Origin of the sequence: Bradyrhizobium sp. NBAIM03, assembly GCF_020194055.1 — a bacterium.
Classification (GTDB): Bacteria; Pseudomonadota; Alphaproteobacteria; order Rhizobiales; family Xanthobacteraceae; genus Bradyrhizobium; species Bradyrhizobium yuanmingense.
In genome coordinates this window covers 28,077-41,458 of sequence record NZ_JADYVS010000032.1, presented here as the reverse complement: position 1 = coordinate 41,458, position 13,382 = coordinate 28,077, and the positions used below count along the sequence as shown (strand labels likewise).

Genomic DNA, 13,382 nt, shown 5'->3' with positions numbered 1-13,382 from the left:
AAGACATTCTTAATCATCGTTAACAGGATCGCGCCGTAACGCCTTAGCAATCAACGCAATTCTCAACCGGACTCGGCCAATTGCGGCAACTTTTCGTCAATAAACCGGCGGATCTGCGTCAAATCCCCCAAACATTTCGTTAACCATTTCCATGCTTGGGTGAGGGGAATCTGACCGCCGGACCGGCGGCCGTCGCGCGAAGCCGGGGCCTGCGCCATGACGCCTGAACTGCAAGGGATGGACTGGATGCCTTCGCCCCCGCTTGCGCCCATCGACAGCCCGCTCGACCTCGATCACCTCTCTCGAATGACGCTCGGCGACGCTGAGCTGGAGCAGGAAGTGCTGGCCATGTTCGCGGAGCAGGCGGCCCGTCTGCTCGCGGCGATGACCGCATTGCCGGCCGAGACCGGCACGCTTGCGCACAAGCTCAAGGGTTCGGCGCGCGGGATCGGCGCTTTTGCGGTCGCTGATGCCGCTGCCAGCCTGGAGACTGCGATCCGGACCGGCCATGGCCGGCCCCACGCCTTCGCCGCGCTGAAAGAGGCGGTGGCCGAGGCCCGCGCTGCCATCGCAGCGATGCTGAAGCGTTGAGCCGATAAGTCCGGAGCCGGGCTCTAGTCGCTTGTTTTGACGCGTTTTCTTCCCGCAAAGCGGGAATCATTTGGCTTCAAAACGCTATGGCGCCGGGCTGACCGACCCGTTATAGGACAGCCGGGACCCTCCTTCATTCAAAGCACCGCGGCAGCACGAGCACACATGGCCAAGATTCACTTTGTCGACCACAAGGGCGAAACCCGCACGGTGGAAATCGAGAACGGCGCAACCGTGATGGAAGCTGCGATCCGCAACAGCATTCCCGGCATCGAGGCCGAATGCGGCGGCGCCTGCGCCTGCGCAACCTGCCATGTCTATGTCGACGAAGCCTGGCGCGAGAAGGTCGGCAGCCCGACGCCGATGGAAGAGGACATGCTCGACTTCGGCTTCGACGTGCGCCCGAATTCGCGCCTGTCTTGCCAGATCAAGGTCTCCGACGAGCTCGACGGCCTCGTCGTGGCGACGCCCGAGCGCCAGGCCTGATCCGTCTCCAAGCAGACTGTCCAAGTCGACTAAAGCGCGATGCGATTAGGATGAATCGTCATCGCGCTTTAGGTTATTGTTTGAGCATGATCTTTTCGGAAAACCGCTACACACTTTTCCGATCATGCTCTAAATGCTCGGCGGCGCGACCTCGATGCCGCGCTTGTGCCAGGGTCTGAGCTTCTCGATCACCTCTGCGGTCAGCGGCGCCGGTCGGCGCGTCGCCTCGTCGAGCAGGACGCCGACCGACGTCGCCGACGCAATGCACGTGCCGTTCGAGAACACGACCTGCTCGAATGTCACCGACGTTCGCCCGAGCTTGACCACGCCGAGGCCGAGCTCGATCGAGCCGGGCCAGTGCAGCTCGGCGCGAAAATGCATGTCGAGCCGCGCCATGATCCAGGCGAGCCCCGGCGGGGTCAGCCCGTATTCGGGAAGCTTCATCAGCGTGACACGGCCGGTCTCGAAATATGTGGCATAGACCGCGTTGTTGACGTGCTGGTTCGGGTCTAGGTCGCCGAACCGGACGTTGTCGCTGAGGCGAAACGGAAAGTCCTCAAGGCGCGGGGTCGTGTCGAGGCGGGCTGGCGCGTTCACCGATTGATCTCCGTCATATCCATCCTCGTTACAGCCCAGTTATTTTGGCCCGGCAAGTGGGCGCGGCTGCGGGGCGATCCCGCTTTTATGCCTTTCCTGTTCCATCCCCGTTGGCTAGACAGGCAGGGTCACCTCTGCCCAACGGGCGCCGTCCAACCGATAACGATCGATAAAGAGACGACATGAGCGACGTGATCAAAACCGATGTGCTGATTATTGGGGCCGGGCCGTGTGGTCTGTTCGCCGCCTTCGAGCTCGGCCTTCTCGACATGAAGGCGCATTTCGTCGACATCCTCGACAAGGTCGGCGGCCAGTGTGCCGAGCTCTATCCGGAAAAGCCGATTTACGACATTCCCGGCATTCCCCAGGTTTCGGGGCAGGGGCTGACCGACGCGCTGATGGAGCAGATCAAGCCGTTTCATCCGACCTTCCATCTCGGCGAGATGGTCGAGACCGTGGAGAAGATCGGCGATCCCTTGTTTCGCTGCACCACGGATGCCGGCAAGGTGTTCGAATGCAAGGTGGTGGTGATCGCGGCCGGCGGCGGCTCGTTCCAGCCCAAGCGCCCGCCTGTGCCCGGTATCGAGGCCTATGAAGGCACCTCGGTGCATTACGCCGTGCGCAAGATGGAGACGTTCCGCGACAAGAGCGTGCTGATCGTCGGCGGCGGCGATTCCGCGCTCGACTGGACGCTCAATCTGCATCCGATTGCGAAGCGCATCACGCTGCTGCATCGGCGCGACGAGTTTCGCGCCGCGCCCCATAGTGTCGAGCAGATGCGCGCGCTGGTTGCCGGCGGCAAGATGGATCTGCGGCTCGGCCAGGTCACCGCGCTCTCCGGCGCTGACGGAAAGCTCACCGGCGCCACCGTCAAGGGCAACGACAACAGCGTCACCGAAATCGCTTGCGACACCATGCTGCCGTTCTTCGGGCTGACCATGAAGCTCGGCCCGGTCGCGAATTGGGGCATCGCGCTGGAGAACAATCTGGTGCCTGTCGAGACGTCCGCGTTCGAGACCAATGTGCCGGGCATCTTCGCGATCGGCGACATCAACACCTATCCCGGCAAGATCAAGTTGATCCTGTGCGGCTTCCACGAGGGCGCGCTGATGTCGCAAAAAGCCCATCGCTATGTCTATCCGGAGAAGCGGCTCGTGTTCCAGTACACGACCTCGTCCTCCAGCCTGCAAAAGAAGCTCGGTGTCAACTGACGGAAGCGTTCGGGGCGGCGATGCCCCATGTTTCTGGTGCTGGAACCGTTCGTGAAATCGCCGTAGTCTGCGGCCATTCCGGTCATAGGCTTGGCCAGGTTTTTGGCTTAGCACAGTTTGGCTCTGCGAAGTCTTGGCTCAGCAAAGGTGATTGGCTCAGCAAGGTGATCATAATGCGGACTCTCGTTTCCAGCTTTCGGCTGCCCTCCTTCCTGGCGCTCGCATTGTCGCTCGCGATCGTGACGCCGTGCGCGGCGCAGACCGCCGAGCCCACTGCGGCGGGCCTTTGGCAGAAGGTCGAAGACGGCAGGACGGTCGGATGGTTCCTCTTCGTAGATCGCAACGGCGTCTTCGAAGGTGTGATCGCCAAGACCTTCCCGCGGCCAACCGACGACCCGAATGAGGTCTGCTCCAAGTGCACCGACGATCGCAAGAACGCTCGGGTGCTCGGCATCTCCTTCGTCCGCGACATGAAGCGCGAAGGATTGAAGTACGAGGGCGGCAACGTGCTCAATCCGCGCGACGGCCAGATCTGGAAGGCCAACATGCGGGTCAGCCCCGACGGTCAGACCCTGACGTTGCGCGGCTATCTCGGCATCGCGCTGCTCGGCAAGGACGAGACCTGGACGCGCCTGCCCGATGCCAACATCGCGCAGGTCGATCCGGCCATCGTCGCAAAATACTTGCCCGCGCAGGCTGCAGCCGCCAAGCAACCGGCGCCCGCGGCGAAGAAGGGCGGCGCGATGATGGCGCCGGCAAAGCAGTAAGGGCGCAAGCCGCGCGCTGCGCGGTCTCAATGGCCCTAGCGCAGGGTCTCCAGCCTGTGCGGCCACCTTCGCCGAAGGGCGAACGTGCCTCGGGCGCCCTCCAGTAGTTCCCCGGAATGCGCGCTGGCGCTGGATTTGCATAGCTGTCGGCAAAGCTGCTGGGGGAGCGAGTCGCCGTCTCCACGCCTGCCGCGCACCATGCGGAAGGCGGACGGCAGCGTTTGCCCCGCGGTGATCACTTCGACCGCGGAGACCACATGAAACGTGCAAGACAGTGTGCCGCCGTGCTGCTGGGGCTGGCGGTTCTGACGCATGCGGCGCTGGCGCGCGACGACGGCCGCTTCGCCAACTCGCCCCTGAAACCCTGGTTCGAGAGTCTGCGTAGCGAGTTCGGGCTATGCTGCTCGGATGCCGACGGCTACGTCATCGCCGACGTCGATTGGGAGTCCGATCGCGGTCGCTACCGCGTGCGCATCGACGACGAGTGGGTCGTGGTGCCTGACGGCGCCGTGATCACCGTCCCGAACAAGATCGGCCGCACCATGGTGTGGAAGCACTATATCGACGGCCATCCGCGCGTGCGCTGCTTCATGCCGGGCAGCATGACGTAGAGGCGCGTGGCCATTCCGGCCGGCGCGGAGCGCCGAGCCGGAACGACAACGCCAAGCTTAGCGCGCCTGGTTGTTCGAACCCGCGCTCGCGAGCTGCTTGATCCGCGGCGACAGCACGGCGACCTGCACGGGCGAGGCCGGCATGCCGGCGACGATCATCGCGGGGCTCGCAGACTGCTCCTGGACGCCGGCGCCGCCGAGCACCTGCACTTGCGTTGTCGTGATCGGAAACGACGTCACTTCGTAGGAGGGAAGCTCGCTGGCGAACGCGGCGGCCGAGCTCGCAATCATGGCGCCGGCAACGGCAATCATCGAGAGAACACGCATTGGAAAATCTCCGTGGAAGATGTCAATCGGAGGTTTGGTCGCCGCGATGGCAGAACAGGTTCGCCCGCGCGCGAACATTCCCGTTGTCTTCGGCGCAGATATTGATTGCGTGATGCGAAGGGACGAAACGCGGAAGACGTTTTCCGCGCCAATGTTTCCGGACGGTTTCGCGAAAAGCGCCGATGCGCCCGCTCAATGCTCTTGCAGATCGAACTGCGCAGATCTCGCCGGCGCGGCGGCCGCGGCAAAGCGCAGGCGCATCGTCGTACCGTAGCCGGGCGCGGAAGCGACGACCAGCTCCCCGCCATGCGCCGCCATGATCTCGCGGACGATCGACAGGCCGAGACCGGCGCCTGCACCTGCGGCGTTGCCGGTCTGAAACGGCTCGGTCAGCCTGTGTTCGGCGCCGTCGGGCAGGCCCGCGCCATCATCGTGAATAGCCACGCCATCGCAGCCGATCGTGGCGACGATGCGCCGCGCGCCATGGGCGTGGATGAGCGCGTTGCCGACGAGATTGGCAAGTGCACTTCGGATCGCAGCGTCTACGCCCTGCACCACGAAGGGACCTCTTCCCTCGTGCTCGAGCGCAAGCTCGATGCCGGCGTCCAGCGCCGACGGGCTGAAATCGGCCAGCACGTCCAGCGTGATCTGGGCAAGATCGATCGGCCGCTTCTCGATCGCATGATTTTGCAATCGCGCCAGGTCCAGCATCGCGGAGACCAGCGAGGTCAGCCGGCGGACGTCGCGCACCAGCTCGGCCTTCAGGGCCGGCTCGGGCACGTCCTCGATCTTGGCGCGCAGCAGCGTCAGCGGCGTGCGAAGCTGATGGGCGGCATTGCCGAGGAAGCGGCGCTGCATCCTGATATAGGCGTCGATCTCGCCGAAAGCGCGGTTCAGCGCCTCGACCAGCGGCTTCAACTCGCGAGGGACCTCGGACAGCGATATCAAACCTTGCGGCGCCGAGGGGTCGATCGCGAGCGCGCGACGCGCCACCCGCTCGATGCTACGAGAGACGAAACGTGCGGCAAGCGCTGAACCGATGGCGACGGTCGCGGCAAAGGCCAGCGCCACCAAGGCGATCGAAAAGACCCTGCGGAGGAGAAAAGTCCTTGCAATCCGGCCAAAGCGAACCTGAGGCTCGCCGACCATCATCGCGAGCCGCAACGGGCCCCGTTGTACGGCGGAAAGACAGAAGGTGCTCTTCTGGTCGAGCGTGCTGAAAACGGACGAGCCGATGGGCCCGTGGTAGGGCAGCACGAAGGGAAGGGGAGGCCGGTGTTCGCTGCCGTACTCGCTGAGCAGGTCGCCCGCGGACACCACGTACCAGAGGTTTGGGCTGTCCAGCTTCAATTCCTCGAGCGCAGGAGTCGAGCGTATTATCAGTCTTTGCCCTTCGATCACCGTCGCGCGATCGAGAACGGCCGCTACGACCTGGCACGCCCTGAACTCGCGCTCCTCCGTCGGGTAACGCCATATGAAGAGGCCAAGCATGATCAGGAAGATCGTGGTGGCGGCGATACCGAGCGAGAACGCAAAGGTTCGGGCGATTGACTTCATCGCGGCGTTGCCAGCCGCAGGATGTAGCCGATGCCCCGCATGCTGCGGATCTCGACGTCGCCGCCGAGTTCGGCCAGTTTCTTGCGCAAGCGCGAGACCTGCGCCTCGAGCGTGTTGGACTCGATCTCGTCGTCGAAGCCGTAGATCTCCTCGATCAGGGCGGCGCGGGTGATGACGCGGTCGCGCCGCATCAGCAGCGCCCCCAGGATCAGCGCCTCGCGCCGGCGCAGCAGGATCCTGGTGTCGGCGACTACCGCCTCGTTGCTGCCGAGGTGCAACTCGACGTTGCCGAGCGACAGCACCGATGGGGCCAGCAGCCGAGGCCGGCGCAGCACCGCGCGCACGCGCGCAAGCAGCTCCTGCGGCTCGAACGGCTTGCCGAGATAATCGTCGGCCCCGCCATTGAGCCCTTCGACGACATCCTCCTTGGCGTCCTTGGACGTCAGCATGATGATTGCGGGCCGCTCCGCCGATTGGCTCAGCGCCGTGACCACCTGGAGCGCATCTCCGTCGGGTAGCATCCGGTCGACGATCGCCAGATCATACTTGAAATTGTTCAGTGCCTGGCGGGCATCGGCGATCGAGCCGACGAGGTCGACGATGCCGTGCAATTGCCCGAGCAGCCGGCTGACATAGGCGCCGATCTGTGGTTCGTCTTCGATCACGAGGGAGCGCACGCGGGTCGTCCTTGACTCTGCTGGGGCAACAAAACCCTGACCGTGACGCTCCCTGGCCGAATTCTGGCGCTTCGGCTCGTGCGCGAGGGTTCCCATAAAGGCGGCGAGCTTGGCGAATAAAAGGCAGGACCGAGTGAGTTCGCGGGTATGGCTCGTCACGTTATTGAGGGCGTGATCGCGGCGGTGCAATGTGGGGGCAATGTTGATCCGGCGGGCGTGCCTGCCAGCGGCGGACATGGCCCTGGGGAGCATCCGATCGCACCTTGCAATCTTGGGGCAATTTTGCCGGACCAGATGCTGTGGCTCCTAACCACAACAGTCGACTCGGCCTGCAAAGGCCGGTCCGGGGCCCCGCAATGAATGATTTCGAAGAAGCCGCTCTCCGCCTCACGGCGATTGTGCGGCGGACGACCGCCTGTCTCGCCGCACTCGGTGCGATCATGGCGACTGCGCCATCAGTCTCGGCGCAGACCGCCTTCACGCTGCCAGCGCCGCCATTGGAGCTGCCGATGCTGCCCTCGCCGTCGGGCAACTGGACCGTCATGGTCGGCATCGGCGGCGAATACAAGCCCGAGTTCGTCGGATCGAACAACGGAAGGTTTGCTCCGGTCCCGATCTTCTCCATCCGCCGCGCCGGATCAGTCGACCAGTTTCGCGGACCGCGCGACAGCACCAGCATCGCGCTGCTCGACATCGGCCATTTTCGCGCCGGCCCCGCGTTCAAATACGTCGCCTCAAGGAAGGCCGACAAATATGCCGAGCTGACCGGCCTTGGCAATGTCGACGCCGCCTATGAGCTCGGCGGCTTCGTGGAGTATTATCCGGTCGACTGGCTGCGCCTGCGCAGCGAGTTGCGCCAGGGCATGGGCGGCCATACCGGCACCGTCGCGGATGTATCTGCCGACGTCATCGTGCCGCTGATTCAAAGGCTGACGATCTCGGCCGGCCCGCGCTTCACCTGGAAGAGCACCAATGCCACTGCGCCGTATTTCGGCGTCGATGCCGTGCAGGCGCTGGCATCGGGGCTTCCAAGATACGATGCCAGAGGCGGTGCGCACTCGGTCGGTTTCGGCAGCCAGATCTCCTACCGCATCAACCCGCAGTGGGAGGTCCACGCCTATGTCGAGTACCAGAAGCTGCTCGGCGATGTCGCGGACAGCCCGCTGGTGAAGCTGCGGGGATCCTCGAACCAGACCACCGTCGGTCTCGGTGCGTCCTATTCATTCGATTTCAGGATCCGATAGACCATGCGCGGTAAGATCATCCTAACTCTCGCTTGCGCGATCGCTAGCGTCGCGCTCGGCGCTGCCGCGGCGTTCGAGACGCGTGCCAGCCGGCTCCAGGCGATCAAGACCGTCGGCATCATCTCGGCGATCGGCGAGGAGATCAGCCTGACGCGAGCCGGCCTGACCGGGCTCGACAACGCCGCGCAGACCGCCTCGATCGGCGCATGGGGGCTGGACGAGCTGATCGTCCAGCAGGCGACGAAGCTGCTGAGCGGACGGTTTCATGTGCAGCCGGTGAGCTACCGGCGCGCGGCCTTCGCCGCAATCAGGGATTCGGCGGTCGCGCCGGTCAATCTGCTGCGGAGCGACCCGTTCAAGGAGCTGGTTCGCAGCGATGTCACGCCGCAGGGACTGGACGCATATATCGTCATCACCCGGGCGAGATCGAAGCTTGGAAACGGCCGCAACGTCGAGGGCGTCGGGTTCGCCGAATATCGGACGCTGCTTGCGGATTACGGACTGATCCACGCCTTGTACGAGGTTCGCATCATCGAGGGCAAGTCGTTCGACGTGATCGAGAAGAGGGCGGCCGCGCCGCTCGACAACACTGGAACGGTACGGATCGCCGGCCCGAGCGGACCGATCGAAGCGACGTTCGAGGACGCGGGTTCGAGCGAACGGCTGCGTGCGGCGATCGCGAACCTCATCGTCCGAAGCCTGCCGCTCACGCTGGGCGACATGCACTTGATCGAGGGACAGTGACGGTTCTGTTTTGACGCGTTTTCTTGACGCGAACCGGGACCCACTTCGCTCGGAAACGCTTTAGGTCACCGGCGCGGGATTGAACAGCGTGAGGTCGTTGTGGATGCCCCAGCGGTCCGACCAGGGTTTGGTTCGGCCGCTGGCGACGTCGAGGATCAGGCGGAACAGGTCCCAGCCGGTCTCCTCGATGGTCTTCTCGCCGGTTGCGATCTTGCCGGCGTCGAAGTCGATCAGGTCTTTCCAGCGCCGCGCGAGCTCGCTGCGCGTCGCGACCTTGATCACCGGTGCTGCCGCAAGGCCATAGGGCGTGCCACGGCCGGTGGTGAAAACTTGCAACGTCATGCCCGAGGCGAGCTGCAGCGTGCCGCAGATGAAGTCGGAGGCCGGCGTCGCGGCGAACAGCATGCCCTTCTGCGTCGCCTTCTCGCCGGGCGAGAGCACGCCGGTGATCGCGCTCGAGCCGGACTTGACGATCGAGCCGAGCGATTTCTCCACGATGTTGGCAAGGCCGCCCTTCTTGTTGCCGGGCGTGGTGTTGGCGCTGCGGTCGGCGCCGCCGCGGGCGAGATAGGAATCGTACCAGGCCATCTCGCGCACCAGCGCGCGGCCGACGTCCTCGTTGATGGCGCGGCGGGTGAGCAGCTGGATCGCGTCGCGCACTTCAGTCACTTCCGAGAACATCACGGTCGCGCCGGCGCGCACCAGGAGGTCCGCGGCGAAGCCGACGGCGGGATTGGCAGTGACGCCAGAGAAGGCATCGCTGCCGCCGCATTGCAGCCCGATGACAAGATCAGATGCCGGGCAGGTCTCGCGCTTGCGCGTGTTGAGCACCTTCAGCCGCGCCTCGGCCTGGATCATGATCGCCTCAACGATGGCGCCGAAGCCGTCGAAAGCCTCGTCCTGCATTCGCACGATGGCGTCACCGACGCCTTCCGGCACCAGGCGTTCGGGCGCGAGCTTCTCGCAGCCGAGGCCGACAACGAGGATCTCGCCGCCGAAATTCGGGTTGAGCGCGAGGTTCTGCAGGGTGCGGATCGGCACCACCGCGTCGGGCGCGGTGATGGCGACGCCGCAGCCATAGGCGTGCGTCAGCGGCACGACGTCATCCACGTTCGGATATTTCGGCAGCAGCTCGGCGCGGATGCGCTTCACCGCATATTCCATCGTGCCCTTGACGCATTGCACGGAGGAGGAGATGCCGAGGATGTTCTTGGTGCCGACCGAACCATCCGGATTGCGGTAGCCCTCGAAGGTGAAGCCTTCGAGCGGCGGCAGCGGTGCGGGGACGGCGGTCGAGATTTCGAGCTTGTCGAGGGCAGGGGCCTCCGGCATGCGGATGCGCGCCTCGTCCACCCATTCGCCGGCCAGGATCGGCGACAGCGCGTAGCCGATGATCTCGCCATAGCGGACGATCGGTTCGCCTTCCGCGATGTCGACCAGCGCGGTCTTGTGTCCCTGCGGCACGAAGGCGCGCAACGTCAGGCCGCTGGCAAAGCGCGCGCCGGCGGGGAGCCCGAAATCATTGACCACGATCGCGACATTGTCGCGCTCGTTGAGTTTGATGTAGCGGGGCTGCTCTTTCGCTGCGACGTCCTGGTCCATCGAGGACTCCGAAGTGTAGGGTGGGTTAGCCCCGTGATTGCGCGGAGCGCAATCACTCGGCGTAACCCGCCAATGTCTGTATCTGCGGAAAGCAGAAGAGGTGGGTTACGCTGCGCTAACCCACCCTACAATCTCAACGATATCTCAGCCCGGATTGGTGTAAGCCGTCTTCACCGTGGTGTAGAACTCGCGCGCGTAGGAGCCCTGCTCACGGGCGCCGTAGCTCGAGCCCTTGCGGCCGCCGAACGGCACGTGATAGTCGACGCCGGCGGTCGGCAGATTGACCATCACCATGCCGGACTCGCTGTTGCGCTTATAGTGCGAGGCGTATTTCAGGCTGGTGGTGCAGATGCCGGAGGCGAGGCCGAACTCGGTATCGTTGGAGATGGCGAGCGCCTCTTCGTAATTCTTCGCACGAATGACGGCGGCGACCGGGCCAAAAATCTCCTCACGCGCGATGCGCATGTTGTTGTTGGCTTCGGTGAACAGCGCCGGCTGGAGATAGTGGCCGGGGTTTTCGCGCTTCAGCAGCTCGCCGCCGAAGGCGAGCTTGGCACCCTCGTCCTGGCCGATCTTGATGTAGCGCAGGTCCTGATCGAGCTGGTTCTGATCGACCACCGGGCCGATATGCACGCCGGCCTTGAGCGCATCGTCCACGGACAGGCTGTTCAGGCGCTCGGCCATGGCGGCGACGAAGCGGTCGTGGATACCCTCGGTGACGATCAGGCGGGACGAGGCGGTGCAGCGCTGGCCGGTCGAGAAATAAGCGCCGTTGACGGCGACCTCGACGGCAGTCTTGAGGTCGGCGTCGTCGAGCACGACCAGCGGGTTCTTGCCGCCCATCTCGAGCTGGAACTTCTTCATGGGGTTTGAGAGCACGCAGGCCTGCGCGATCTTGCGTCCCGTCTGCACCGAGCCGGTGAAGGAGATCGCGGCGACGTCCGGATGCTCGAGCAGGGTCTGGCCGACGACCGAGCCGGAGCCGACGACGAGGTTGAACACGCCGGCGGGAATCCCGGATCGGGTGATGATCTCGGCGAGCGCATGTCCAGACCCAGGCACCAGCTCGGCCGGCTTGAACACCACGGTGTTGCCGTAGCAGAGCGCCGGCGCGATCTTCCAGGCGGGGATTGCGATCGGGAAATTCCAGGGCGTGATCATGCCGACGACGCCGACCGGCTCACGGGTGAGCTCGACGTCGAGGCCGGGACGCACCGAGGCGCCCTTCTCGCCGATCAGGCGCAGCGCTTCGCCGGCGAAGAACGCGAAGATCTGGCCGGCGCGGGCGACCTCGCCGATGCCTTCGGGGAGGGTCTTGCCTTCCTCGCGCGCGAGCAGGCGGCCGAGCTCTTCCTTACGGGCGAGGATTTCAGTCGAGATCTTGTTGAGCGCGTCGTAGCGCGCCTGCGGGGTCGACTGCGCCCAGGCGGGGAAGGCGGCCTTCGCGGCGGCGATCGCCTTCTCGGTCTGCGCCTTGTCGGCCTTGGCATATTCGCCGACGAGATCATTGGTGTTGGAGGGATTGATGTTCCTGGTGACGCCGGAGCCGTCGACCCATTCGCCGCCGATGAAGTTCTTCAGGATCGCTGTCATCTTTTTCCTCCAGGGGAACGTTTCTAACGCACGAGGCAGGGACGCTTGTCGTCAAACGTCCAGCCGGGGATCAAGTCCTGCATGGCCATAGCGTCATCCCGCCCCCCAAGTCCATGCTTCTTGTAGAGCTCGTGCGCGGCCTCGATGGCGGGGCGGTCGATCTCGATGCCGAGGCCCGGGCGGTCCGGGACGGCGATCTTGCCACCCTTGATCTGGAGCGGCTCCTTCGTCAGCGCCTGACCGTCCTGCCAGATCCAGTGGGTGTCGATCGCGGTGACCTTGCCGGGGGCGGCGGCGCCGACATGGGTGAACATGGCAAGCGAAATGTCGAAATGGTTGTTGGAGTGCGAGCCCCAGGTCAGGCCGTTGTCACGGCAGGTCTGGGCCACGCGCACCGAGCCTTGCATGGTCCAGAAATGGGGATCGGCCAAAGGGATGTCCACGGCCCCGAGCCGCAGCGCATGGGAGAGCTGCCGCCAGTCCGTGGCGATCATGTTGGTGGCGGTCGGCAGGCCGGTGGCGCGGCGGAACTCGGCCATGATCTCGCGGCCGGAGAAGCCGGCCTCGGCGCCGCAGGGGTCCTCGGCATAAGCGAGGATGCCATGCATGCCCTTGCAGAGGCTGATCGCCTCATCGAGCGACCAGGCGCCGTTGGGGTCCAGCGTGACGCGCGCGCTGGGGAAGCGTTTTGCGATTGCGGTAACCGCCTCGATCTCCTGCTCGCCGCGGAGCACGCCGCCCTTGAGCTTGAAGTCGGCGAAGCCGTAATGGTCGTGGGTCGCCTCCGCAAGCCGCACCACGGCCTCTGGCGTCATCGCCTCCTGGTGGCGGAGGTTGAACCAGTCGGGCTTGCCGGTCTCGCCAGTCACGTAGTCGAGCTTCGACTTACGGCGGTCGCCAACGAAAAAGAGATAGCCGAGCGTCTCGACGCTGGTGCGCTGCTGGCCTTCGCCAAGCAGTGCTGCGACGGGCAGTCCGAGATGCTGGCCGAGCAGGTCGAGCAGCGCGGATTCGATCGCGGTGACCGCATGGATCATCACGCGAAGATCAAAGGTCTGCTTGCCGCGTCCGCCGACGTCGCGGTCGGCGAAGGCGGTACGGATATCGGCGAGGATGTTGTTCATCGCGCCGACCGTCTTTCCGATCACGAGGTCGCGCGCGTCCTGGAGCGTCTGCCAGATCTTCTGCCCGCCCGGCACCTCGCCGACGCCGGTGTGGCCGGCATTGTCGGTGAGGATGACGATGTTGCGGGTGAAGAACGGCGCATGCGCGCCGCTGAGGTTGAGGAGCATGCTGTCGCGGCCCGCGACCGGGATCACCTGCATCGCCGTGATAACAGGTGCGCCGGAAATCTCAGTCTGGGCCATCGCAGGCT

Annotated in this window: 14 protein-coding genes; 7 read left to right on the top strand and 7 right to left on the bottom strand. The window is 64.7% G+C overall.

The window, feature by feature from the left end:
• Positions 1 to 216 precede the first annotated feature (216 nt).
• The gene (locus I6F21_RS32640; RefSeq protein ID WP_085969292.1) at positions 217 to 591 is read left to right on the top strand and encodes an Hpt domain-containing protein; all 375 of its coding nucleotides are present in this window, start codon (positions 217 to 219) and stop codon (positions 589 to 591) included.
• 165 nt (positions 592 to 756) lie between these two features.
• A complete protein-coding gene (locus I6F21_RS32635; RefSeq protein WP_008143731.1) occupies positions 757 to 1,077 on the top strand; it encodes a 2Fe-2S iron-sulfur cluster-binding protein in 321 nt (106 codons plus the stop codon).
• Positions 1,078 to 1,206: 129 nt separating this feature from the next.
• Here the strand turns inward: I6F21_RS32635 and I6F21_RS32630 are convergent, their stop codons facing one another.
• A complete protein-coding gene (locus I6F21_RS32630) occupies positions 1,207 to 1,674 on the bottom strand; it encodes a thioesterase family protein (protein WP_036015579.1) in 468 nt (155 codons plus the stop codon).
• 182 nt (positions 1,675 to 1,856) lie between these two features.
• On the opposite strand from I6F21_RS32630, the gene I6F21_RS32625 reads away from it, so the two are divergent.
• The 3 genes from I6F21_RS32625 to I6F21_RS32615 all read left to right on the top strand — a co-directional run bounded on the left by I6F21_RS32625 (position 1,857) and on the right by I6F21_RS32615 (position 4,263).
• Entirely contained in the window at positions 1,857 to 2,885 is a 1,029-nt protein-coding gene (locus I6F21_RS32625; RefSeq protein WP_036015581.1) for an NAD(P)/FAD-dependent oxidoreductase, read from the top strand.
• Positions 2,886 to 3,058: 173 nt separating this feature from the next.
• Positions 3,059 to 3,652 (top strand): DUF2147 domain-containing protein, encoded by a 594-nt coding sequence (locus I6F21_RS32620; RefSeq protein WP_036015584.1) that lies wholly within the window; start codon positions 3,059 to 3,061, stop codon positions 3,650 to 3,652.
• Positions 3,653 to 3,909: 257 nt separating this feature from the next.
• Entirely contained in the window at positions 3,910 to 4,263 is a 354-nt protein-coding gene (locus I6F21_RS32615; protein ID WP_036015590.1) for a hypothetical protein, read from the top strand.
• 57 nt (positions 4,264 to 4,320) lie between these two features.
• On the opposite strand, the gene I6F21_RS32610 is transcribed toward I6F21_RS32615, so the two are convergent.
• From I6F21_RS32610 to I6F21_RS32600, 3 genes are all read right to left on the bottom strand, one after another.
• Positions 4,321 to 4,590: a hypothetical protein gene (locus tag I6F21_RS32610; RefSeq protein ID WP_036030219.1), complete on the bottom strand. Its 270-nt coding sequence runs from the start codon at positions 4,588 to 4,590 to the stop codon at positions 4,321 to 4,323.
• Between the two features lie 192 nt (positions 4,591 to 4,782).
• Positions 4,783 to 6,147, bottom strand: a complete 1,365-nt coding sequence (locus I6F21_RS32605) for a HAMP domain-containing sensor histidine kinase (protein ID WP_036030218.1) — start codon at positions 6,145 to 6,147, stop codon at positions 4,783 to 4,785.
• Positions 6,144 to 6,824, bottom strand: a complete 681-nt coding sequence (locus I6F21_RS32600) for a response regulator transcription factor (protein ID WP_036015597.1) — start codon at positions 6,822 to 6,824, stop codon at positions 6,144 to 6,146. Before I6F21_RS32600 ends, I6F21_RS32605 begins: the two co-directional genes overlap by 4 nt.
• A 356-nt stretch (positions 6,825 to 7,180) precedes the next feature.
• Between I6F21_RS32600 and I6F21_RS32595 the strand changes: the two genes are divergently transcribed.
• Both I6F21_RS32595 and I6F21_RS32590 read left to right on the top strand, forming a co-directional pair.
• On the top strand, positions 7,181 to 8,068 hold the full coding sequence (locus I6F21_RS32595; RefSeq protein WP_225114190.1) for a MipA/OmpV family protein: 888 nt from the start codon (positions 7,181 to 7,183) through the stop codon (positions 8,066 to 8,068).
• Positions 8,069 to 8,071: 3 nt separating this feature from the next.
• On the top strand, positions 8,072 to 8,812 hold the full coding sequence (locus I6F21_RS32590) for a hypothetical protein (RefSeq protein WP_225114191.1): 741 nt from the start codon (positions 8,072 to 8,074) through the stop codon (positions 8,810 to 8,812).
• A gap of 60 nt (positions 8,813 to 8,872) precedes the next feature.
• Here I6F21_RS32590 and garD read toward each other — a convergent pair whose 3' ends face one another.
• The 3 genes from garD to gudD form a co-directional block, all read right to left on the bottom strand.
• On the bottom strand, positions 8,873 to 10,414 hold the full coding sequence (garD, locus tag I6F21_RS32585) for a galactarate dehydratase (protein ID WP_225148302.1): 1,542 nt from the start codon (positions 10,412 to 10,414) through the stop codon (positions 8,873 to 8,875).
• A 144-nt stretch (positions 10,415 to 10,558) separates the two neighbouring features.
• Positions 10,559 to 12,007, bottom strand: a complete 1,449-nt coding sequence (locus I6F21_RS32580; protein ID WP_128264448.1) for an aldehyde dehydrogenase family protein — start codon at positions 12,005 to 12,007, stop codon at positions 10,559 to 10,561.
• A 23-nt stretch (positions 12,008 to 12,030) separates the two neighbouring features.
• Positions 12,031 to 13,374, bottom strand: a complete 1,344-nt coding sequence (gudD, locus tag I6F21_RS32575) for a glucarate dehydratase (RefSeq protein WP_225184032.1) — start codon at positions 13,372 to 13,374, stop codon at positions 12,031 to 12,033.
• Between the last annotated feature and the right edge of the window lie 8 nt (positions 13,375 to 13,382).